The sequence below is a fragment of the Spirosoma litoris genome, assembly GCF_054776755.1.
This window is the reverse complement of the sequence record NZ_BAAHBI010000072.1, coordinates 27,285-50,252: the sequence shown is the minus strand read 5'-3', so window position 1 is coordinate 50,252 and position 22,968 is coordinate 27,285. Positions and strand designations below refer to the sequence as shown.

Sequence of the window (22,968 nt, the reverse complement as noted above, 5' to 3'; positions counted from 1 at the left end):
AATGACTATTTTCTACAAAATGTGACAAATAAATAGAGCGAACGGTACGGTATCTTTTATAAGTCTCTGGATCACTGGTTCGCATTCATGATCAGAACAGTTCCAAATTATCAGAATATTTCTAAAACGAGCCAGAAACTTCTACTTTTAAGCCACGTATTGGAATCCATTTACTGAGTTCTGTGGTTGTCTTTATAGAATATATTTTCAGTAACCTGTTATCCTACTTACTATGGCTTTTGACTTAGATATGATTCAGCGCGTATACGCTAACCTCGGTAAACGCGTCGAAGCAGCCCGGAAGGCAGTGGGCAAACCGCTGACCTTGTCGGAGAAAATTTTATACAGTCACCTTTTTGCTGGCGAAACAACCCAGGCGTTTGAGCGGGGAAAAGCCTATGTAGATTTCACCCCTGATCGTGTGGCTATGCAGGATGCAACGGCCCAAATGGCGTTGTTGCAGTTTATGCAGGCAGGTCGGCCTCAAGTAGCTGTTCCCTCTACCGTTCACTGCGATCACCTGATTCAGGCCGAAGTAGGAGCCGTTCAGGATTTAGATATTGCAAAGAGCAAGAACAAAGAAGTATACGACTTCCTGGCGTCTATTTCCAATAAATATGGCATTGGTTTCTGGAAACCCGGTGCTGGTATCATCCACCAGGTCGTACTTGAAAACTACGCCTTTCCGGGTGGTATGATGATCGGTACGGATTCGCATACACCAAACGCGGGTGGTCTGGGTATGATCGCTATTGGTGTTGGTGGTGCCGATGCCTGCGACGTCATGGCGGGTCTGGCCTGGGAATTGAAAATGCCGAAGCTGATCGGTGTGAAATTGACTGGTAAACTGAGCGGTTGGGCATCGGCCAAAGACGTTATTCTGCGTGTAGCGGGTATCCTGACCGTAAAAGGCGGAACGGGTTGCATCGTTGAATACTTTGGCGAAGGTGCTGAGAGCCTGTCGGCTACGGGTAAAGGGACCATCTGTAACATGGGTGCTGAAATTGGAGCAACTACCTCGATTTTCGCCTATGACGAGAAAATGTCCGATTACCTGAAAGCGACCAGCCGGGCTGATATTGCTGCCGCAGCCGACGCCGTGAAAGCTGATCTGCGATCGGATGATGAAGTGTATGCTGATCCTGCTTCGTATTACGATCAACTCATCGAAATCGACCTGTCGACGCTGGAACCGCACATCAACGGTCCATTCACCCCAGATTTAGCGTGGCCGTTGTCGAACTTCGCCAAAGCGGTGAAAGAAAATAACTGGCCTGCCAAACTGGAAGTCGGTCTGATTGGTTCCTGCACCAACTCCAGCTACGAAGACATGACTCGTTCGGCTTCGGTAGCGGCTCAGGCTACGGCGAAGAATCTGAAAACCAAAGCTGAATTTACGGTAACGCCGGGTTCGGAACTGGTTCGGTTCACGGCTGAGCGCGATGGTTTGCTCGATACGTTCGAAGAGATCGGTGGCGTGGTTCTGGCCAATGCCTGCGGACCTTGTATCGGACAGTGGGCGCGTCATATGGACGACCCGACCCGTAAAAACTCGATCATCACATCCTTCAACCGGAACTTTGCCAAGCGGAATGACGGTAACGCCAGCACCCACGCCTTCGTGGCATCGCCCGAAATCGTGACAGCACTCGCTATTGCGGGTGACCTGACGTTCAACCCAATGACCGACACGCTGACCAATGAAGCGGGCGAGCAGGTTATGCTCGACGAACCACAGGGTATTGAGCAACCCGTTAAAGGATATGCTGTTGATGATGCTGGTTATCAGGCTCCTGCTGAGGATGGATCGAATGTACAGGTGATTGTTTCGCCAACGTCGGATCGTCTGCAACTCCTGGCTCCGTTTCCTGCCTGGGAGGGTACTGACTTGAAAGGGCTGAAATTGCTGATCAAAGCGAAAGGCAAGTGTACCACCGACCATATTTCGATGGCGGGTCCCTGGTTAAAATTCCGTGGTCACCTCGACAACATTTCAAACAATATGCTCATTGGCGCGGTGAACTTCTACAATGAGAAGACTAACAGCGTTAAAAACCAACTGACCGGCGAGTACGGCGAAGTGCCTGCCGTTCAACGCGCTTACAAAGCTGCGGGCATCGGTTCGATTGTAGTAGGTGACGAGAACTATGGTGAAGGCTCGTCGCGTGAGCACGCAGCTATGGAGCCTCGCTTCCTGGGTGTTCGGGCTATTTTGGTTCGTTCATTTGCTCGTATTCACGAAACCAACCTGAAAAAACAAGGTATGCTGGCGTTAACGTTCGCTAATCCAGCTGATTACGACAAAATTCAGGAAGATGACGTGATCGACATCGATGGCCTGACCGAGTTTTCACCAGGTCGCCCGCTAGAAATCGTTCTGCATCACGCTGATGGCACCACAGATGAGTTCCCTGTGAACCATACCTACAACGAAGGCCAAATTGAGTGGTTTAAAGCAGGAGCTGCGCTGAATATCATTCGGATGAAGCAAAACGCGTAATTAATAGGTACATAACTAGTTAACAAGCTGGCCCGGTCGATTGCTAATCACAATTGACCGGGCTAGCTTGTTGATGGCGCAAGGCTGGAGCCTTGCGCCATCTTAGCGTATTACTACGCATAGTTTACCGTTTGATAATAACCAGATACAAAAACGTTTGCTGAAGCTGTAAACTTTGTAGCAGGAACTACTTTAAACGGCCTAAACAGATGAAACCAACAAAATTTGAAAAGAACAGAATCAACTTCGATGACTTTGTTGCAGAGACCTCTATTGAAAAATTACTGGATACGTTTGCGTCGCCTGGTTTGGTTCCAGGCTTTCCCTTACCCAATTTTTTCTCAATCGATACGTTGAGCGTAACGAGAACGGTAGGGAAAGGGCGCACCAATCTTACATTTATCCGGCCTGATATTGTCCAGGCTGATGCTACAACGCCCTACGCTAGCTTCGATAGACGAAATACACCCAGCCGTAATCCGACTATCCAGATGCATTTTGAGCCAATCGCCTATGGAATAACCTCGGTTTCCAATTACGTAATGGTCTTTTTAATCGAGAACTCCAGCCAGAATCAGTTCAGTCTTCAGGGGAATGCTGGACTCGGCACGGTTGGAAACGCAGGAACAAAAGTGTTGAATGGCAAACAGGCAGTTGCGTTAACGTTTAGTAATGTACCTCCTTCGCAACAGATATATGGGTTCTTGGAACAGACAGCAGGGAGTGATTGGAGCTATTATTCAACAGCAATTCGATTCCCCTTGCCTGTAATAGTGCATCCCTGAATGACTAATCGGGAAAAGATAGTAACCACAGGGACACAGAGAACACTAAGCTAAAAAACTGATCTTATTCTATTTTCTCTCAGTGTTCTCTGTGCCTCTATGGTTACCAGTTTGCTGTACAACGGTAGCTCGGCCAGAGTTTACTCTTTCTGAGTTATGAACGGCCTACGAAACTCCGAAATCCATCCAACTACTCCCGTTGATTTATCCGACCTGATCAATCTCTTTGATTTTGAAAAAAAGGCATTAGGAGCAATGACAACACTGGCTTACGAATACGTGGCCAGCGGAGCTGCCGATGAACTGACCGTACGATGGAATCGGGAGTCGCTTGACAACCTGAAACTTAATCCAAGTATACTGAGAGACGTTAGCCACCTTGATACGCGAATTTCGTTGTTCGGAGAGGAGCTTCCCTACCCGATTCTCATTGCGCCAACCGCGTTCCATAAAATCATGCACCCCGAAGGCGAACTGGCAACGGCTCGTGGCGCTGGTACAGCTTCGGCTACCTATGTTGTCAGCTCGTTTACAACCACTCCCCTGGAAGAAATCGCAGCGGTGGCTACCCAGCCTTTGTGGTTTCAATTGTACGTGCAGGATGATCGAAGCCAGGTAAAGGATCTGGTGCAAAAAGCAGAAGCTGTGGGGTGTCGTGCATTGTGTATTACGGTAGATACGCCCGTTCCCGGAGTCAGAAATCGACAGGATCGGGCGGGGTTCCGGTTGCCTGAAGGTATAACTGCTCCTTATATGCATGGATTGGGCGATCAGAAGAAGTTATTGTCATGGGCTGATATCGACTGGCTACGGTCATTTTCTAAACTTCCCATTCTGCTAAAAGGTATTTTAAATCCAGTCGATGCTGAACTGGCTATCCAGACGGGTGCGTTGGGAATCGTTGTATCGAACCATAGCGGCCGCAATTTGGATACAGTGCCCGCTACCATCGATGTGCTTCCGGGCATCGCCGATCAAGTGAACAAACGAGTTCCGGTACTTATGGATGGAGGCATCCGACGAGGAACCGATGTCCTGAAAGCGCTGGCGCAGGGAGCTGATGCCGTATTGGTTGGTAAACCTGTTTGCTTTGGGCTAGCATGCGGTGGTGCCGACGGAGTCGCCAAAGTAATGAATATACTCAGAACCGAATTTGAGTTGGCCATGACACTAACGGGTAGAGCTACCCTTGCCAGCATCGACCGATCCGTACTCTGGCAACCGATTTGATCTACATCAAAATAGGGTTAACCATAGAGGCACAGAGAATACGGAGTTTTAAGTAGCTTATTTATTCCTCTATGTTCTTTGAGCCTCTGTGGCTAAGCCAATTTACGAGCGCTTGTAAAATCGTTCATAGACCTGCGTTTTTATCAATTGACTGAATCGCTCGAAATCCTCCTGATTCGTAATGGCCGGAATCGACATCAATCGCATGGGGATGGGAGCATTTCCCGGTTGATAAGGTGGTTGGAAATAATCAAATGGATTTAGCGTAAAGCCCTGCCGTTCGTAAAACCGTACCCGCCGTTGGCTCAACTCGTCTTCTGGTCGTTCAACTTCCAGAATTAGGTACGTATAATCCATACGTACTAATTGCTCCAGCGCCTGCTGCCCAAATTGTTGCCCGCGTTGTGTTGGGTCAATGGCAAAGTGTTCAACAAAAAGAATGGCTGACCACTGCCAATAAATGATAAAGCCTACCAGTTGATGATGGGTATCCAGCAATGCACAAAGATGCATATCCGGGCAGGAGAGGAGTGTTACCAAATCAGCGAAATCACGCCGTTCATCCAACGGAAATGAGTCTTCATACCAGATTCGGATCGTATTTAGATAGGGGTGAGGCTCCGTAATGTGCAGGAAATGCATGCTTAGATTAGAAAGTTTTAATCAAAATTTAATCTATCTTTGAATCAATTAGCTTTATCTAAGTTTTATAACTAACTGATAAGGAATCAGTTGAGTTTATATTGCTTTCGGACTATATTTGATTTCCGAACGATATGAAAGGGCAATATTATAATTTTTTGATTTATCGGCTGCTTGGTTTATTGATGGCGTTGAACGTTATCAATCTGAGCATTGGTGTCCGGAATACGGAAAAGCTGACGAGTCGAGCCGTTGCCTATCATGAAGATTTATCGGTGAATAAAATTGAAAGTATTGGTGAGTTTCTGCTGGAAGAATGTTTCGGATTTTACGACGCGGTTCCCGAACACGACGACTCAGATGATGAATCGGAACTGACCGTACTTGAACTTGATTACGATTTCATTCCACTATTTGTTTTTACCCCCATTATTGCCCCCGTTCAATACCTATTGACGGAGGACGTTCCTTTTCGGCTTACGTCTATTCCTACCCATATACAGGAAATTGTGGCTCCGCCCCCACAACTAGTAGTTTAAATCAGGGAGGTAGTCTCTGATTTGCCGTTGTGCTCACTTATGATTGGTGAGCTGTTGCTATACGAATACATTATTCATTTTCAGGAAACCGCTTAGCTGGAGAGGTATGCCCATATCGTCTGGTTAGGGATTCCGTATACTCGATTCAATTATGGAAAATTTGGTAAGATGGACGAAAGGTCTGTTGATTAGCGCCCTTGTTGCTGGCTGTTCTGCGCATGGGACTAAAACGGAGGAGCCCGAAAAGCTGACCTTGCCCGTCGTTCAATTGGCCCGCCAGGCAACTACGCTCCAACGCGATTACGTAACTACATTAGAAGCCGTTCGAAACGTGGAAATTCGCGCTCGGGTATCTGGCTTCCTGGAAAAAATATATGTTGATGAAGGTCAGACGGTTAAACAGGGACAACTGCTGTTTAGCCTGAATGCCGCTGAGTATAAAGTCGGACTCGATAAAGCTCGGGCAAGCTTGAAAAGTGCGCAGGCTGGGGCTAAAACGGCGGAAGTTGAAGTTGACCGAGTGAAGTTGCTGGTCGATAAAAAGATTGTTTCCCCCTCCGAACTGGAATTAGCCAAGGCTAAACTCGATGCTGCCCGCGCTCAGATTGAAGAAGCTCAGTCAGCGCAGTCAACAGCTTCGCTTCGACTAGCTCACGCCAACATACGAGCCCCTTTCGATGGCGTTATTAACCGAATTCCCTTCAAAATGGGCAGTTTGATTGAAGAAGGGGCCTTGTTGACGGAAGTGTCTGATATCCATGAAGTTTTTGCCTACTTCGATGTTTCGGAGAAGGAGTATCTCGGCTTTTTGAAAAAACATCGGGATCTGATCGGTAAAAATGGGCAGGAGGTTGAGATGATGCTGGCCGACGAAACACCATATCCCCAAAAGGGTCGGATCGAAACGATGGAAAGCGTCTTTGAAGAAGAGTCTGGCACCATTGCGTTTCGGGCACGTTTCCCGAACCCACAAAAACTGTTGAAACACGGTTCGTCGGGTAAAATTCGGTTGCCAAATGTGGTAAGCGATGCTTTGTTGGTCCCTCAAAAAGCGGTGTTTGAGGTGCAGGACAAAAACTATGTATATGTAGTCGACAAGGCGAACAAGGTGAAATCACGGAGTTTCGTGCCTCAGGCGCGTGTTGGTCAGAACTACATCGTTCGGTCAGGTCTGCAACCCGGTGACCGGGTAGTATATGAAGGTATTCAAAATGTTCGGGATGGCGATCAGATCATTCCTGAAGTTGTTTCGACGGATAGCCTGACTACTCAAAACACGCTTGCTCAACAGTAAAGACGATTTTGGGTATTTGGTTTTAGGTATACGGTGGGCTGACGCGCCAATAAATCATGCGACAGCCCACCGTATACCTAAAACCAAATACCGTAATTCTTTTCCTCATGTTCGATTTATTTATAAAACGCCCACTGTTATCGGCGGTTATTTCGGTGTTGATAACGTTGCTGGGTTTTCTGGCACTCATGGGACTACCGGTAACGCAGTTTCCTGATATTGTGCCACCTTCCGTAACCGTAACGGCCAAGTACACAGGAGCTAATGCCGAAGTTGCCACCAAGGCTGTAGCCATGCCACTCGAGCGGGCTATTAACGGGGTGCCGGGTATGGTGTATATGAACTCGGTATCAGGTAACGACGGAACGACCCTGATTCAGGTATTTTTTAACGTCGGTACTGATCCCGATCTGGCAGCGATGAGTGTCCAGAACCGGGTAACGACTGTATTGGACGAACTTCCCGAAGAGGTGATCAAAGCGGGTGTCTCGACCGAAAAAGAGGTAAACAGTATGCTGTTGTACCTCAATATTTTCAGCGATGACCCTAGCGTCGACGAAAAATTTATTTACAACTTTGCCGATATCAACGTATTAGCCGAGTTAAAACGGATCGATGGGGTAGGGTTTGCCGACATCATGGGCTCGCGGGAGTACTCGATGCGAATCTGGCTTAAACCCGATCGTATGGCCTCCTATGGCGTCTCGCCCGATGAGATTATCAATGCCATCCGTGAGCAGAATGTGGAAGCTGCCCCAGGTAAGGCGGGAGAAAGTGCCGATCGCGCTCCGCAAATGCTGCAATACGTGCTTCGCTATAGTGGTAAATTCTTCGATCCCAAACAATACGAAAACCTGGTGCTTCGGGCCGAAGGGAATGGGTCAATTTTGCGTCTGAAAGACGTGGCTGAAATTGAATTCGGTTCCCTGGATTATGACGTTTTGTCGAAAACAGATGGTCGCCCGTCGGCATCGATTATGCTCAAACAACGTCCTGGTTCCAATGCCAGCGATGTCATTAATAACGTGAAAACCCGGATGGCCGAGTTGAAGAAAACCAACTTTCCATCTGGCATGACGTATAATTTCGCCTACGACGTGTCGCGCTTTCTGGATGCGTCTATTCATGAAGTAATTCGTACCCTGATCGAGGCTTTCATCCTGGTTTTTCTGGTGGTTTTTCTATTCCTTCAGGACTGGCGTTCAACGCTGATCTGCGCCTTGGCCGTGCCGGTCGCGCTGGTCGGAGCCTTTGCGTTCATGAGTATGATCGGCTTCTCGATCAATTTGCTCACACTCTTTGCCTTGGTGCTGGCTATCGGTATTGTGGTCGATAATGCCATTGTGGTGGTAGAAGCCGTACATGCGAAAATGAGTGAAGACCACTTGCCGCCCCGAGAAGCTACGTTTGCCGCCATGAAAGAGATTAGTGGCGCGTTGGTTGCGATTACGCTGGTTATGTCGGCGGTGTTCGTACCAGTCGCGTTCATGTCGGGACCGGTGGGTATTTTCTACCGACAATTTTCACTTACACTGGCGGTGGCCATTGTTATTTCTGGTGTTAATGCGGTTACGCTTACCCCCGCTTTATGTGCCCTGTTGTTACGCCCAGCGCACGACCATCAGGCAACGGGGCTATTGGGTCGTTTCTTCGCCTGGTTTAATCGCGGCTTCGATGCGTTAACCGGTCGCTACCAGCGAGTACTGAAACGGGTTGCCAGTCGGACGGTGATTACGCTAGGCATGTTGGCCCTATTTGCGGGAGGTACCTGGGGAATTGCTTCGTTGTTACCGAGCGGGTTTATTCCGACCGAAGATCAAGGCATGATTTACGTGAGTGTAACCACGCCCGTTGGGGCAACCCTGAAACGAACCGAAGATGTGCTGGACAAAATTCAGCAGGTAGCTTCGAAGATGGAATCGGTTGAAAACGTGTCGACACTGGCCGGGTTTAGTCTAATGACCGATGGCGTTGGTGCTTCCTACGGCATGGGCATGATCAACCTCAAAAATTGGGACGAACGCAAACAGTCTCTAAACGAAGTTATTGCCGCTCTGGAAGCAAAAACGAAGGGAGTACAGGACGCCAGCATTCAGTTTTTTCCACCGCCAACGGTTCCGGGTTTTGGTAATTCCAGCGGTTTTGAATTACGCTTGCTTGATCGAACGGGTTCTGGTGACCTGCAAAAGGCCAAAAAAGTGGCGGATGCCTTTATTACTGCGTTGAAAAAACGCCCCGAAATAGGCAATGCTTTTACGAGTTTCGACCCGAGTTTTCCGCAGTATCTGCTACAGGTCGATCAGGACAAAGCAGCGCAGAAAGGCGTATCTATCGATAATGCGATGAGTACACTGCAAACGCTGATGGGGAGCTATTATGCGTCTAACTTCATCCGGTTTGGACAGATGTATAAAGTGATGGTGCAGGCCTCTCCCGAATACCGGGCAAAGCCGGAAGATATCTTGAACCTTCGGGTTAAGAATAAAGCGGGAGAAATGGTACCATATTCCAATTTCATTCGATTAGAGCGCGTATATGGACCAGAGCAGATTACCCGCTACAACATGTACATGTCGGCAATGATCAACGGCGATCCGGCATCAGGGTATAGTAGTGGCGATGCGTTACGAACGGTTCAGGAAGTAGCTGATAAAGAGTTGCCTAAAGGGTACTCGTTTGCCTGGTCGGGCATGTCTCGAGAAGAAGTACTATCTGGCGATCAGGCTATTATGATCTTTTTGCTTTGTCTGGTCTTCGTGTATCTGCTGCTGGTAGCGCAGTATGAGAGCCTGTTTTTGCCATTGCCGGTTTTGTTATCCTTGCCTGCCGGGCTATTTGGCTCGTTTCTATGTCTGCAATTGGCAGGTCTGCAAAACAATATATACGCCCAGGTGTCGCTGGTGATGCTTATTGGCTTGCTTGGTAAAAATGCCATTTTGATTGTCGAGTTCGCCAACCAACGGCAACAGGAAGGACTACCTATCGTTAAAGCAGCCATTGAAGGAGCCGTGACGCGATTACGGCCTATTCTGATGACTTCACTGGCCTTCATTGCCGGGTTGATTCCGCTCTGTATTGCTTCGGGCGCGGGAGCATTAGGTAACCGATCAATCGGTACGGCAGCAGCGGGCGGTATGTTTATCGGAACGGTATTTGGTCTGGTGCTCGTACCCGGTCTGTATGTGTTGTTTGCGAAACTAGCGCAACGATTTGGACCGAAACAAACGCCAACCAACGACCTAAAATCAGTATCCACCAAAACGAATACCAATGGTGCCGTTCTTCAAGAATCTTAATATCGCTTCTTTTTTATTGAGCTTGCCTTTTGCCGTTTACCTGAGCGGTTGCCGGATTCAACATACGCCTGCTCCGGTGCCTAAAATGGCTGTACCTGAGTCGTTTGTTCGGGGTTCTAACACAGAACGGGTAGATTCAAACAGTATTGGTGAGTGGCCTCACCAAACGTTGTTTACAGATACCAAACTGGTTGCGTTGATCGATACGGCACTCGCCCGTAATCCCGATTTGAAAATTGCCCTTCAGCGAATTGACATCGCCAGAGCCAGTTATGGGATCAGCCAGGCCGCTTTGTTACCCCGAGTTGATGCCGTTGCGACAGCGGGTGTCGATCGCTATGGCCGTTACACACTCAATGGAGTCGGTAATTACGACACAAACTTATCAGATAATATTTCGGGATCAAGTCGTATTCCGAACCCAACACCCGACTACTTTGTGGGCCTGCGTAGCTCGTGGGAGCTGGATATCTGGGGAAAACTCCGCAATGGCCGACGTGCTGCCTACACACGCGTTCTGGCCTCTGAAGAAGGCCGAAATCTGGTGGTTACCGCTTTAATAGCCGATGTCGCCCGATTGTATTACTCGCTGTTAGCGCTGGATGCCGAACTGGAAATCATTGGCGAAAACATTGAACTACAACAGAAGGCCCTTGAATTAGTAGAAGTACAGAAAGCCGCCGGTAGGGTGACGGAGCTGGCCGTACAGCAGTTCAGAGCGCAGCTGTTGAATACACGTGGCTTAGAAGGTAGGGTACAGCAGGAGATTGTTGAGGCTGAAAATCAATTGAATACACTATTGGGACGCTATCCGCAGGCCGTGCCGAGGGGCGTATCGATTGAAAAACAGCTACTGCCAAACGCGGTCTCCGTGGGTTTGCCTACTCAATTAGTATACCGTCGGCCTGATATTCGTCAGGCTGAGCGGGAATTGGAAGCCGCTAATGTCGATGTAGCGGTTGCGCGGGCTGAGTTTTGGCCTTCGCTGAACCTATCGCCTTATTTAGGATTCAACGCGTTTCGTCCCAATGTGTTGTTGAACCCGCAGTCGGTGGCCTTAGGGGTGTTGGGTGGACTTTCTGCTCCGCTCATTAATCGAAAACAGGTTAAGGGCAACCTAGCGATAAAAACGGCACAAAGCCGAGAAGCCTATTTTTCGTACCAACGCGCTATACTAACGGGGGTTTCGGAAGTGGTAAGTAGTATGAAGGGGCTAGACAACTACCGAAACGTGGCCAACGTACAGCGGCAAGAGGTCGATGTATTACGTCAGGCCGCTGCTACATCGAATGAGTTGTTCGCCAATGGATATGCAACCTATCTGGAAGTTATCACCGCTCAGCGGAACGTACTAGACGCCGAATTGGCCTTGATTACGACCAAGCGAGCCCAGTTTTTAGCCTTGGTCGGCCTGTATCGGGCCTTGGGCGGAGGAACAAGGTAATGTATGATGTAGGATGTATGATGTATTAGCCAGACAATACATCATACATCCTACATCATACATCATTTAAGTTTTTCCATTGCCTTTTTAGTGGCTTCGAAATGACGCTTCTTTTGGAGTACGGTTGGAGCCGCTACACGCTCCCGGCAGTCGAATATACCGCAGCGTTCGCAGGTTTGATTAACAACCCGAAACGGGATATCTGTTAACGATTTAATTCCATTGGGCGCGTTAAGGAATTTCATCTTGCTTTTCAAGGCGTCGTTGACCGCAAAGCACATAGATACGCTCATGTTTTGCTGAAACTCTGGCTGAAACGGGTGCGCTACTGAAATAATCAGGTATTGAAGGCCGGAATCGGCGTATTCGGAGAGTTGTGCCCGACAAAGGGTATCATCAAACCCTTTGTGTTGTTGTAAAAACTGGAGTTCCTGTAAAATGGTCCAGGCAATCCACCGACGGCAAAAATGCTCATCGACAATACCACGCGGCCCTTGTTGACGCGAAAGGTGCATCTCTTTGGTCAGCTTAAACGTCGTCTGGCCGGGTACGTGGTTAAATCTATAAAAGAACAGTTGATCGATGCCAAAATGGCTTGGCAGAATATTACTGAGCCGGTAAAAAAAGCGCTCAGGCGTTGAGCCGAACTCCGTTATGAGTTGAAGGAAGTCTTCACTACTCCAGGTGTCTCGGGCAAAAAGCTGGCTGATTTTTGTAATCAGCGCTTCTCTACGAATCAGAATAGCACCGGCAAAATAAGAGGCTTTGTAATTATTCAGAATTTGCTCAAACGATTCGGCTTCGACCCAGGAATACGTATAAGGGCGGTTTTTGAGCTGTAAAAATTGAAATCCGACTTCCCTGGCCAGAATAAAGACGCGTTGTTCCTGAGATAGTCCGGCATTTATGTGTAATGTTTGCTGCTCGGGCCGAAAAACGGATCGCAGGGAGACTAACTCAGGATTGGTAAGCGTATCGAACTGCACAATCCGAATATCGTAGCGGGTTTTCAGCAGATTGACTAGCAAGACTTCTTCAACCGGTCGATCATTTGGGGCAAATTCAGTCAGAAACTGATCGGCCTCGGCTTCAATTTCGGGGAAATAGTTGTCGTGCATTTCCTGATACGATCGAAGCATTGTCAGATATAGCCGCTCTACACTCATGTTATAGCTCAGGGCAATATCCATGAACGTCCGAATCATAGCACTGACTTTTGCCGGGGCTTCGGCCAGTAGCTCCAGCAAATCAGATGGGTCGATACCGAATAACTCAAGCGGAATTTCCGTCAGGAATTTCGAGCGTAGTAGGTCCGAAATGGGTTCTAACTTCTTGCTGAGTTTAAGCGAAACCAGAGAGTCATAATCAACCTGCATCGCATTGGCCAGGGCCGAAATCTTATCTGCTTTAGGATATTTACGCCCTTTTTCTATTTCCGTTACATACGAAATCGATAAACCTGATTTTTGGGCCAATTCGCTAACTGACAGGCCTTTATCGAGTCGGAGCTGGCGTAATTTCAGGCCAAACAGTAATCGGATATGATCGGCAGGTAGGTTCAACGGATACGAGTTTGTTAAGTAGTGCAGTGCTGGATCAATCAGCCGAAAGAGAGCTGAAATCCCAGGGCTGAGCCGGATTGTAATGGAGGAAACCCTGTGACGTAAACAGCGGACTACCGATATTGTTATGGTATAATTGTCCCGTGCCTAGTCCCTGAGGTAGCAAGTGTTTGAATTGTGCGGTGTATTGAGCAATGGCATTTAGCCCAATGTTCGATTCCAGCGCCGACGTAATCCACCAGCCAATATTTAATCGACCGGCCAGTTCGATCCACTCATCGCAATGACGTAATCCGCCCAATAACGTTGGTTTCAGGATAATAAACTGCGGCTGAATTTTTTTTAGTAATCTAAATTTATGAACGTATTCCATTTGGCCAATGAGTTCTTCATCAAGGGCAATCGGAATAGGCGTGTGGCGGCATAAATCGGCCATTAAATCAGGCTGACCAGCGCGTATGGGCTGTTCAATCGAATGCAGGTTGTAAGTGGCCAACCGTTCGAGTTTTGCCATCGCTTCATCGGGCTTAAACGCCCCATTTGCATCGACCCGAAGTGTGATCTGGTCGGCTGTAAACCGATCCCGTATCAGGGCCAATAAGTCACATTCCTGATCAAAATCGAGGGCGCCAATTTTTAATTTCAGCGTTGTATAACCCGCCTGCAACTTTTCTTCGATTTGCTGGCGCATGAACTCCGGGCTTCCCATCCAGACCAATCCATTGATCGGAATGGCGCGTTGCCCCGTCGTAAACTCTGATGCTTTGATGATACGTTGCCCACCTTCCAGAAAGTCGAGCATAGCCGTTTCGAAGCCGAATAAAATGCTCGGAAATTTAGGGCTGATCACTTGATTGAGCACAATCGGCAGATTCCAGCTAAACAGTTGAAGGTCTAATTCGTTGAACTCCAGGCAGTAATTGTGTAGGCATTCCTCAAAATCAGGCCGATCGTCGTAGCTGAGGCCAGCAAGAGGGCCGCATTCACCATAGCCAACAATAGCCGGGTTCTCATCATCAAAGAGCCGGATAATGTAGGATTTTTTTTTCGTTAGGGTGCCGCGCGACGTACCCGCTTCGAAGCGAAAATGCAACGTGTATGGTAGGAAGTCGGCTTTTAAACTCATTGTAAGGATGGCCAGGACGAGGATTCCCAGTCCTAAAAGTACTACTTTTGGCTGCTCAACCGGGCAATATTACGAAAATATTAATGAAACGTTTGGTCGGCAAATGGCTACTCATGCCACTCAGTGGCCTTTATAGTCTGCTTATAGGTATCCGTAATTGGCTCTTTGATAGACACTTATTGAAGTCAATTCGACCTTCTGTCTACTCCATAAGCGTAGGTAATTTAACAGTTGGCGGTACTGGAAAAACGCCGATGATCGAATTTTTGATTAAACGGTCTGCTTTTTTAGTGACAAGTCAGCCCGGTGAGACGGCTACGCTGAGCCGAGGCTATGGTCGACGGACGCGCGGCTTTCGGATTGCTACCGATACAGATACAGCCGATACCCTTGGCGACGAGCCCTTACAACTTTACCGAAAGTTTAGCCCGCAGGTTCGGGTGTGTGTGGGGGAGCGCCGGGTCGATGCCATCCAGTCATTACTAACTCTTCATCCCGAAACGAAGCAGGTGTTGCTCGACGATGCCTTTCAACACCGGGCAGTTCAACCGCACCTGAGCATCTTGTTAATGGACTACAATCGCCCTTTTTATGACGACTACCCATTTCCCGCTGGTCGGTTGCGTGAACCCAGGAAGGGCGCCCGGCGGGCCGATGGTATAGTGGTGACCAAATGCCCGACAGATTTATGGGCAACAGAGCAACAACGGATTGCCAATCGAATTCGGAAGTATACCCAGCCAGACACCCCGATCTTTTTTGCCGGGTTGGCGTACAGTGCTCCAATGGCGTTTGCCACGCACCAGCCAACGGCTGACTTGAGAGATGTAATCCTGATTTCAGGGCTGGCTAATGCCGATCCGCTCGAACAATACGTCAGACGGACATTCAACCTGATTAAGCATTACCGTTTTGCCGATCATTATGTGTATGCGAGAGCTGTGCTGGAGGAAATTCTGGCTACCCTGCCGCCAGCTACAGCCGTACTGACAACAGAGAAAGATTGGGTGAAGCTCGATGCACTGCTCAGCCCGGAAGAACGGGCAAACCTGCCGCTCTTCTATCTGCCTGTCGCTGTGCAGTTTTTGTCAGGTCAGGAAAGAGGTTTTGCGCAATTTCTGGATGCTAATGCCTTTAAAAATCCTTAAATACCGAGCGTAATGTTTAGTTGAGTTTTCGGCTGTGCCGCGTTTTGGCGTACTTTTGACCTAATGAATCGGAGTTTTCTTGTTTTAGTTTTTATACTGGCTCTATCGTTCAAGGGCCAGGCACAGATCGGGCAAATGCCGGGTGGGGTTCCGAATAGTTTCGGGGGACGGCAGAGTATGCCTGCCTCCACGACGGGTAATAAAGGCACTGGTATTATCGACGACTCGACAAAAGTTATCTATGGTCCTAAGTCAACACGATACGTACTGGAAGATGATGTACTAAACAATCGGAAGAAGCTCTACACGCTGGATACTACGATGGATGAAGTTCATCGGTTTACGTATGTGCAACGCAGCCAGAATCAGTTACAGGATTTAGGAACACTGGGTACGCCCATACGACCGGTATTTTTGCAGGTTCCTCAGCAATTGGGGGCGCAATCAGGTTACTATGTATTTAATCCCTATGCGTATCAGACTAAAGACGTAAAATACTATAATACAAAGTCGCCTTTTACGGATATGTATATTGCGTTGGGCGGGAACAGTCAGAATATTTTGCGCTTCGATATGGCCCAAAATATCAACCCCCGCTGGAATGTAGGGTTCAATGTCCAGCGATTTACGTCTCAGAAGATCTTTGGTACCAGCGGAAGTGCCGACCCGCATAAGTTACTGGCGCAGAACTGGGCGGTCGTACTACACACAAATTATCGCTCGAAAAACGATAAATATACCCTGTTGGCCCATTTCAACAACATGAATCATAGCCTCGATGAGCAGGGTGGGGTGTTGCCGGGGCTGGAAGCCGATGGTGTCACGCCTATCATCTATAACTATGAGGGTGATGCACGACTGCGGAGTGGTAGTACGTCCGTACAGGGGCCACACGGTTGGGAGATTCGTAACGATTGGCATGCATACCACCAATATGTACTCGATAAAGGCTTTCAACTCTATCACAAATTTGACTATCAGTCGCACAAGAATTTTTATCAGGATGATACCCTAAGCTTAAATCAGGCCGTTACGCCACCCGGCTCGACAACGCCAATCCGGTTTTACCCCGCCATCCTGGGCGATACCTCGCGTATATTTCAGCTAAACCGCTATAATTTGCTGGAAAACCAGTTTGGGATCAAGGGAAGTGCACAGTATAAAGGGTCATCGTTCAATTACCGGGCTTATCTCCGCATTCGGAATTATAAGCAGTCTATGCATTATAATACATCCAGAACGGCATTTAATGACTATCAAGCTTTTGGATCTGGGCTTGAAACATTCTTTGGCGGCTGGTTAGGTTATTATTTTCCGGATAGTCTATCTCGACTGACTGTTGAAGGGGAGTTTTCTCCCATAAACATTACTGATGCTAAGGCAAGAAATTTACGTATTGCCGGCCAATTCGACAGTAAGCTACTAACGGCTGGCGGCTCTTATATTTCCCTTGCGCCAACATTAGTCCAGCAGCGCTTTCAAAGTAAGGTATATTTCTGGCCAGATGCCACAAATGGATTTAAGCCGCTTGTAAATCGGAATTATTTAAACTTCTATGGGAAACTAAATATACAATATAAAAAATATAGGCTTCAGCCAAGTTTGGATTTAGATCTGTTGGATAATTATGTCTATTTTGATTCGTCAGGGGTTCGGCAAACGGGTCAGAGTGATAAAGTTGAAACAATTACTATTGTTAGACCAGGGTTAGGCTATCATTTTCAGTTCGGTAAATTTTTGATTTCAGGCCAGGCTTATTATACGAAACAGACAACTGGGCCAGAGGTTATACATATGCCCCCATTTTTCATAAATACCCGCATTCAGTACGAATTCCTATATTCGAAGGTCTTATATATTCAGACGGGGGTAGATCTACACTACAAATCGCCTTATTATGCCGATGCCTATATGCCCGTTACCCAACAGTTTTACCTTCAGAATACCGAGAAGGTAGAGGGGGCTATACTTGCCGACCTGTATGCGAATCTGCGCGTCAACCGAACGAGATTATTTGTAAAACTGACGCATGCCAATCAGGGGCTTCCCCAGGCAGGCTATTTTGTTTCCCCCGGCTTTCTGCAAATGCGACGAGGTTTCTCATTTGGAGTCGATTGGTACTTGTTTGACTGACAGTTTCGTTTGAATAGAGTTGGCCATTTTCGAAAAGATGGAGGTGTGCCTTACAGAATAAAAAGAATCTAAATTGGGAAAATACTAGCCCAAACTATGGGCTTCTTCGTAATACTTAGGGTAATTTTATTCTTTAGTTGCTTTTAATACAATATTCGGGTTATTTGTCTCAGCATAATCAATAATTCTCTATAAATTCTGCATGGATCCATTTCAGATTCAAAAAGCACCCACTCAATATGATGTAGTCATTGTTGGCTCAGGGGCTGGGGGGGGCATGGCGGCTTATACACTGGCGAAAGCGGGTGCAAAAGTCGCGTTGTTAGAAGCGGGTGGTTATTTTGACCCGGCTGATCCCAAATACATTACCCAATTGAAATGGCCCTGGGAGTCACCCCGCCGTGGCGCGGGTACAACGCGCGCATTCGGTGATTTTGACGCTGCCTGGGGTGGTTGGGATATTGAAGGCGAGCCTTATTCGGCTAAACAGGGTACCGAATTCTACTGGTTCCGGTCTCGAATGCTGGGTGGACGTACCAATCACTGGGGACGTATCTCCATGCGTTTTGGTCCCGACGATTTCCGCCGTCGCTCACTGACGGGTATTGGCGATGACTGGCCAATTGCGTACGAAGATCTGAAGCCTTTCTACGACCGGGTTGATAAGATGATTGGGGTATTTGGTTCAATAGAGACCGACTTCCCAAATGAACCGAACGGCCACTTCCTGCCACCGCCTAAACCCCGCTTGCATGAACTGATGCTTCGGAAAGGAGCGAGGAGTATTGGGGTTCCGGTAATTCCGTCGCGCTTGAGCATCCTGACCAAGCCTATCAACAAAGATCGTGGCTCTTGCTTCTATTGCAGCCAGTGCGGGCGGGCCTGTCAGGCTTATGCCGACTTCTCGTCGTCGTCGGTACTTTGTATTCCTGCGGTTAAAACGGGTAATGTAACGCTCATCAACGGCGCAATGGCTCGGGAAGTACTGACCGATCCAAAAACGGGTCTGGCAACGGGCGTAAGCTACGTAGATACCCGCACGCTGGAAGAAGTGACGATTAAAGCAAAGTCCGTTATTCTGAGCGCCAGTACCTGCGAAACAGCCCGGCTTTTACTGAACTCTAAATCGGCCCGTTTCCCGAACGGATTGGCGAACAGCAGTGGCGTAATCGGTAAATACCTGAACGATTCGACTGGTGCCAGCCGCTCGGGCTTTGTTCCAGCGCTGATGGATCGTAAGCGTTATAATGAAGATGGCGTAGGCGGTATGCACGTATTTACGCCCTGGTGGCTCGATAACAAGAAACTGGACTTCCCACGTGGTTACCACATTGAATATGGTGGTGGCATGGGAATGCCAGGCTATGGTTTTGGGGGCGGTATGGAGAACATGAACGGTCGGTTCCCTGGTCGGGATGGTAAAATGAAACCCGGCGGAGGTTATGGTGCTGGCTTGAAAGACGATTATCGCCGGTTCTATGGTGCTTATATCGGTATGGCTGGCCGTGGTGAACCCATTCCGCTCGAAAGCAACTACTGTGAAATTGACCCTAACAACGTCGATAAATACGGTATCCCAACTCTACGGTTCCATTACAAATGGTCGGAGAATGAGATAAAACAAGCCAAACACATGCAGGATACCTTCGAGGAAATCATCCATGCAATGGGCGGTACTCCGCTGGGGAATAAACCAGGTCCTGAGAATAATTATGGACTGGAAGCTCCGGGGAAAATCATTCACGAAGTAGGCACAGTTCGGATGGGTAACGATCCTCAGAAATCGGCGTTAAACAAATGGCAGCAGGCTCACGACGTGAAAAACCTGTTTGTGGTTGATGCTGCTCCATTCGTATCGCAGGGCGACAAAAACGTAACCTGGACCATTCTGGCCAGCTCTATGCGTACTACTGAATATTTGATTGACGAAGTCAAAAAGAAAAATTTATAATGTTTTCGGTATTTGGTTTGTGGTTTTATGTAGGGTGTCGCTAAAGGATACATGAGTGCATGGCTAAAATCAATCGATTCGAAGATCTGGATGTTTGGCAATTTGCTCGTCAATTGTCAAATGATATCTATTGGCTCACTCAAAAAGGGACTTTTGCCAAAGACTTCGAGTTGAAAAATCAGATTAACCGAGCAAGTGGGTCAATTATGGATAATATAGCCGAAGGGTTTGGGCGAGCAAATCGAGCTGAATTCATTGTTTTTCTTGGTTACTCAATGGACTCAGGCACTGAAGTGAAATCTCAACTGTATCGTGCCTTCGATAGACACCATGTTGATTTAGAGTGCTTCAATGAACTTTATGGACGTGCTGACCGAGTTGGAAAAATGCTGTTTGGCTTAATTCAAGCTCTGAAGAAGTCGCCTGTTCGGGGACTTAAATACAAAGTTTCTGAACCTGAAGAACTCTATGAATTAGCAGACTATCCCTGTTAATGCCACAGTGACGGACTACCGTAAACCAAATACCGTAAACCTCAAACCCGAAGATTTATGAAACGCAGAGATTCCTTAAAAACGCTATCGCTCGCCAGCTTTGGTTTAGCTGTTAATCCTGTCGAAGCCGCTGTTCCTGCACCACCCGATCCGAAACCCCTGAAAATTCCGGGTGGACGGCAAAAGCATGAAGCGGAACGTGATGCTAAACTCATGGCTGAGAAGTTTTTTACGCCCCATGAGTTGCAAACCGTTACGGTGCTATGCGATATAATCATTCCGGCTGATGAGCATTCTGGGAGTGCCTCACAGGCGGGTGTACCGGCCTTCATCGAATTTATGATGAAAGATCAGCCTCGGAACCAAACACCGATGCGGGGTGGTATTCGCTGGCTGGACAACACCTGTGTGAAACGCTATGGCAAGCAGTTTGTACTTTGCACCAAAGCGCAGCAGATCGATATGGTTGATCAGATTGCTTATCCTGGCAAAGCTACTCCCGACATGACGCAGGGTGTTTCGTTTTTCAATATGATGCGTAACATGACTGCATCAGGATTTTATACCAGCCAGATGGGCATCAAAGATCTGGGTTATGTTGGTAACGTACCGAACCAATGGAACGGTGTGCCCGACGATGTTCTGAAGCAATACGGCCTTGCGTATGAACAGCGCGAGATCGATGCCTGGAAATAAGCAAGATGAATGTAATCCGAAATGCCTCAACTTAATCAAGTTGAGGCATTTCCGTTTCTAGACTATAGCTTCAGCTTCATACCTTCATGAGTGGCTATAAAACCCAGCGTTTTATTCCCTTATAGTGGTACAACTTGCTTGGTTAAGCCATAACTGAGCCTGAAAACAGTCATCCCAAAAGTCAATTGACATTAACTTTTGGGATGACGATGTAAGTAAACGGCATTAAGAATCGATAAAAGAAAGATTTTGCCAACAGTCGGCTGATGGCCAATTGATTACCCGCCACATACTAACTTTTTGCCTTTGTCATTCATCGATTCCGCCTTTTTTCTAGTACTTTTACATCCCGTAACGACCTAAACAGGTTTCAATCATGGCGGCTACGGGACCAAAATCCGCAAAATACATCTTTGTTACTGGCGGAGTAACTTCTTCATTAGGCAAGGGCATTATTGCTTCTTCGCTAGCTAAATTGCTTCAATCCAGGGGGCTGACAGTAACGATCCAGAAATTCGATCCTTACATTAATATCGACCCCGGTACGCTCAATCCATACGAACACGGCGAATGTTACGTCACCGACGATGGTGCCGAAACGGATCTTGATTTAGGCCACTATGAGCGCTTCCTGAATCGTCCCACTTCGCAGGCGAATAACATCACTACCGGGCGAATTTATAACAACGTGATCACCCGCGAACGCCGGGGCGATTTCTTAGGGAAAACGGTACAGGTTGTGCCCCATATCACCGACGAAATCAAACGGAACATCCGGCTTCTGGGCGAAACGGGCGACTATGACATCGTCATTACCGAGATCGGCGGTTGCGTGGGCGACATCGAATCGCTGCCGTTTGTGGAAGCTGTTCGGCAGTTAAAATTTGAACTGGGCGAAAAAGATACACTGGTTATCCATCTCACATTAGTGCCTTATCTGCAATCGGCAGGTGAATTAAAGACCAAGCCAACCCAGCACTCGGTGCGGATGCTGCTCGAAAACGGGGTTCAGCCTGACATTATTGCTTGTCGTACCGAACACCCGCTGCCACAGGATATTCGCCGGAAAATCGCCCAGTTCTGTAACGTGCAGGTAAGTTCGGTAATCGAAGCCCTGGATGCCGAAACGATCTACGACGTACCACTACTGATGCAGAAAGAGCGGCTTGATCAGCGGGCTTTATACATGCTCGACCTGTATAATGATAAAGATGCTGATCTGGATGTCTGGAAAGCGTTTTTAGGGCGGCTTAAAAATCCGGGAGATACCGTCCGGATCGGTCTGGTTGGTAAATATGTCGAATTGCACGATGCCTACAAATCCATTGCCGAGGCATTTATTCATGCTGGTGCTACCAACGAGTGTAAAGTACAGCTGGAGTGGATTCAGTCGGAAACGCTGGTGGATGAGCATCATTGCGCCGAGGTATTGAGCCAACTGGATGGTGTACTCGTTGCGCCAGGTTTTGGAGAACGTGGTATTGATGGGAAAATCAATGCTGTGCGTTTTGTTCGCGAAAAAGGAATTCCATTCCTGGGTATTTGCTTAGGTATGCAGATGGCGGTGATCGAATATGCCCGGAATGTGATGGGTATTGAAGACGCTCACTCAACCGAGATGGAGCCCCACACAGCCAACCCGGTCATCAGCATGATGGAAGCCCAGAAAAGCATTACCGACAAAGGCGGTACCATGCGATTGGGTGCGTATGCCTGCAAACTCAAACGTGACTCGCTGGCGCACCAGATTTACGGAAAAACGCAGATTAGCGAACGGCACCGTCATCGGTACGAATTTAATAATGACTACTTACAGGCTTTTGAAAAAGCGGGCCTTCGTCCGACGGGTGTTAATCCCGATACAGGCCTGGTAGAGATTGTCGAGTTAGCTAAAGAAATTCACCCCTGGTACGTAGGCGTGCAGTTTCACCCAGAGCTTAAAAGCACCGTATTAAATCCACATCCGTTGTTTGTCAAGTTTGTGAAAGCCGCACTCACCTATAGTCAACAAAAACGGGCCGAGTCGGCGTCTGTAACGACCGCCCATGTAGAAACTGTCGATGCGGTTGATTAAGCAGCCGGATTGACGTAATTTTGCAAGAAATTCAGTTTGTGGTTTGTGGTTTGT

Annotated in this window: 16 protein-coding genes; 13 read left to right on the top strand and 3 right to left on the bottom strand. The window is 47.9% G+C overall.

What is annotated here, in order from left to right; genetic code table 11:
* Positions 1-232 precede the first annotated feature (232 nt).
* The 3 genes from ACYVGR_RS35000 to ACYVGR_RS34990 all read left to right on the top strand — a co-directional run bounded on the left by ACYVGR_RS35000 (position 233) and on the right by ACYVGR_RS34990 (position 4,515).
* Positions 233-2,500, top strand: coding sequence for an aconitate hydratase (locus ACYVGR_RS35000; protein WP_460965158.1), 2,268 nt, complete (start codon positions 233-235; stop codon positions 2,498-2,500).
* Positions 2,501-2,709: 209 nt separating this feature from the next.
* Positions 2,710-3,285, top strand: a complete 576-nt coding sequence (locus ACYVGR_RS34995) for a hypothetical protein (protein ID WP_460965156.1) — start codon at positions 2,710-2,712, stop codon at positions 3,283-3,285.
* Positions 3,286-3,441: 156 nt separating this feature from the next.
* Positions 3,442-4,515 carry an alpha-hydroxy acid oxidase gene (locus tag ACYVGR_RS34990; protein ID WP_460965154.1) on the top strand — a complete coding sequence of 358 codons (1,074 nt, stop codon included), beginning with the start codon at positions 3,442-3,444 and terminating at the stop codon, positions 4,513-4,515.
* A 102-nt stretch (positions 4,516-4,617) separates the two neighbouring features.
* Here ACYVGR_RS34990 and ACYVGR_RS34985 read toward each other — a convergent pair whose 3' ends face one another.
* Entirely contained in the window at positions 4,618-5,157 is a 540-nt protein-coding gene (locus ACYVGR_RS34985; protein ID WP_460965153.1) for a GNAT family N-acetyltransferase, read from the bottom strand.
* Between the two features lie 134 nt (positions 5,158-5,291).
* Here ACYVGR_RS34985 and ACYVGR_RS34980 point away from each other — a divergent pair, with 134 nt between their 5' ends.
* From ACYVGR_RS34980 to ACYVGR_RS34965, 4 genes are all read left to right on the top strand, one after another.
* On the top strand, positions 5,292-5,696 hold the full coding sequence (locus ACYVGR_RS34980) for a hypothetical protein (RefSeq protein WP_460965151.1): 405 nt from the start codon (positions 5,292-5,294) through the stop codon (positions 5,694-5,696).
* Between the two features lie 151 nt (positions 5,697-5,847).
* A complete protein-coding gene (locus ACYVGR_RS34975) occupies positions 5,848-6,990 on the top strand; it encodes an efflux RND transporter periplasmic adaptor subunit (RefSeq protein WP_460965150.1) in 1,143 nt (380 codons plus the stop codon).
* A 107-nt stretch (positions 6,991-7,097) separates the two neighbouring features.
* Positions 7,098-10,286 (top strand): efflux RND transporter permease subunit, encoded by a 3,189-nt coding sequence (locus tag ACYVGR_RS34970; RefSeq protein ID WP_460965148.1) that lies wholly within the window; start codon positions 7,098-7,100, stop codon positions 10,284-10,286.
* Entirely contained in the window at positions 10,261-11,730 is a 1,470-nt protein-coding gene (locus tag ACYVGR_RS34965; RefSeq protein WP_460965146.1) for an efflux transporter outer membrane subunit, read from the top strand. The genes ACYVGR_RS34970 and ACYVGR_RS34965 overlap by 26 nt, the downstream gene beginning before the upstream one ends.
* 62 nt (positions 11,731-11,792) lie before the next feature.
* On the opposite strand, the gene ACYVGR_RS34960 is transcribed toward ACYVGR_RS34965, so the two are convergent.
* Both ACYVGR_RS34960 and ACYVGR_RS34955 read right to left on the bottom strand, forming a co-directional pair.
* The gene (locus ACYVGR_RS34960; protein ID WP_460965144.1) at positions 11,793-13,292 is read right to left on the bottom strand and encodes a helix-turn-helix domain-containing protein; all 1,500 of its coding nucleotides are present in this window, start codon (positions 13,290-13,292) and stop codon (positions 11,793-11,795) included.
* A gap of 34 nt (positions 13,293-13,326) precedes the next feature.
* Positions 13,327-14,418: an o-succinylbenzoate synthase gene (locus ACYVGR_RS34955; protein ID WP_460965142.1), complete on the bottom strand. Its 1,092-nt coding sequence runs from the start codon at positions 14,416-14,418 to the stop codon at positions 13,327-13,329.
* A gap of 83 nt (positions 14,419-14,501) precedes the next feature.
* Here ACYVGR_RS34955 and lpxK point away from each other — a divergent pair, with 83 nt between their 5' ends.
* From lpxK to ACYVGR_RS34925, 6 genes are all read left to right on the top strand, one after another.
* Complete coding sequence (gene lpxK / locus ACYVGR_RS34950) at positions 14,502-15,566, top strand: tetraacyldisaccharide 4'-kinase (protein ID WP_460965141.1); 1,065 nt, start codon at positions 14,502-14,504, stop codon at positions 15,564-15,566.
* Between the two features lie 63 nt (positions 15,567-15,629).
* Positions 15,630-17,699 carry a putative porin gene (locus ACYVGR_RS34945; RefSeq protein WP_460965139.1) on the top strand — a complete coding sequence of 690 codons (2,070 nt, stop codon included), beginning with the start codon at positions 15,630-15,632 and terminating at the stop codon, positions 17,697-17,699.
* 202 nt (positions 17,700-17,901) lie between these two features.
* Positions 17,902-19,650 (top strand): GMC oxidoreductase, encoded by a 1,749-nt coding sequence (locus ACYVGR_RS34940; protein ID WP_460965137.1) that lies wholly within the window; start codon positions 17,902-17,904, stop codon positions 19,648-19,650.
* Positions 19,651-19,709: 59 nt separating this feature from the next.
* Entirely contained in the window at positions 19,710-20,144 is a 435-nt protein-coding gene (locus tag ACYVGR_RS34935; protein ID WP_460965135.1) for a four helix bundle protein, read from the top strand.
* Between the two features lie 57 nt (positions 20,145-20,201).
* Positions 20,202-20,840 carry a gluconate 2-dehydrogenase subunit 3 family protein gene (locus ACYVGR_RS34930; protein WP_460965134.1) on the top strand — a complete coding sequence of 213 codons (639 nt, stop codon included), beginning with the start codon at positions 20,202-20,204 and terminating at the stop codon, positions 20,838-20,840.
* Between the two features lie 376 nt (positions 20,841-21,216).
* Entirely contained in the window at positions 21,217-22,914 is a 1,698-nt protein-coding gene (locus ACYVGR_RS34925; RefSeq protein WP_460965132.1) for a CTP synthase, read from the top strand.
* Positions 22,915-22,968: the final 54 nt, after the last annotated feature.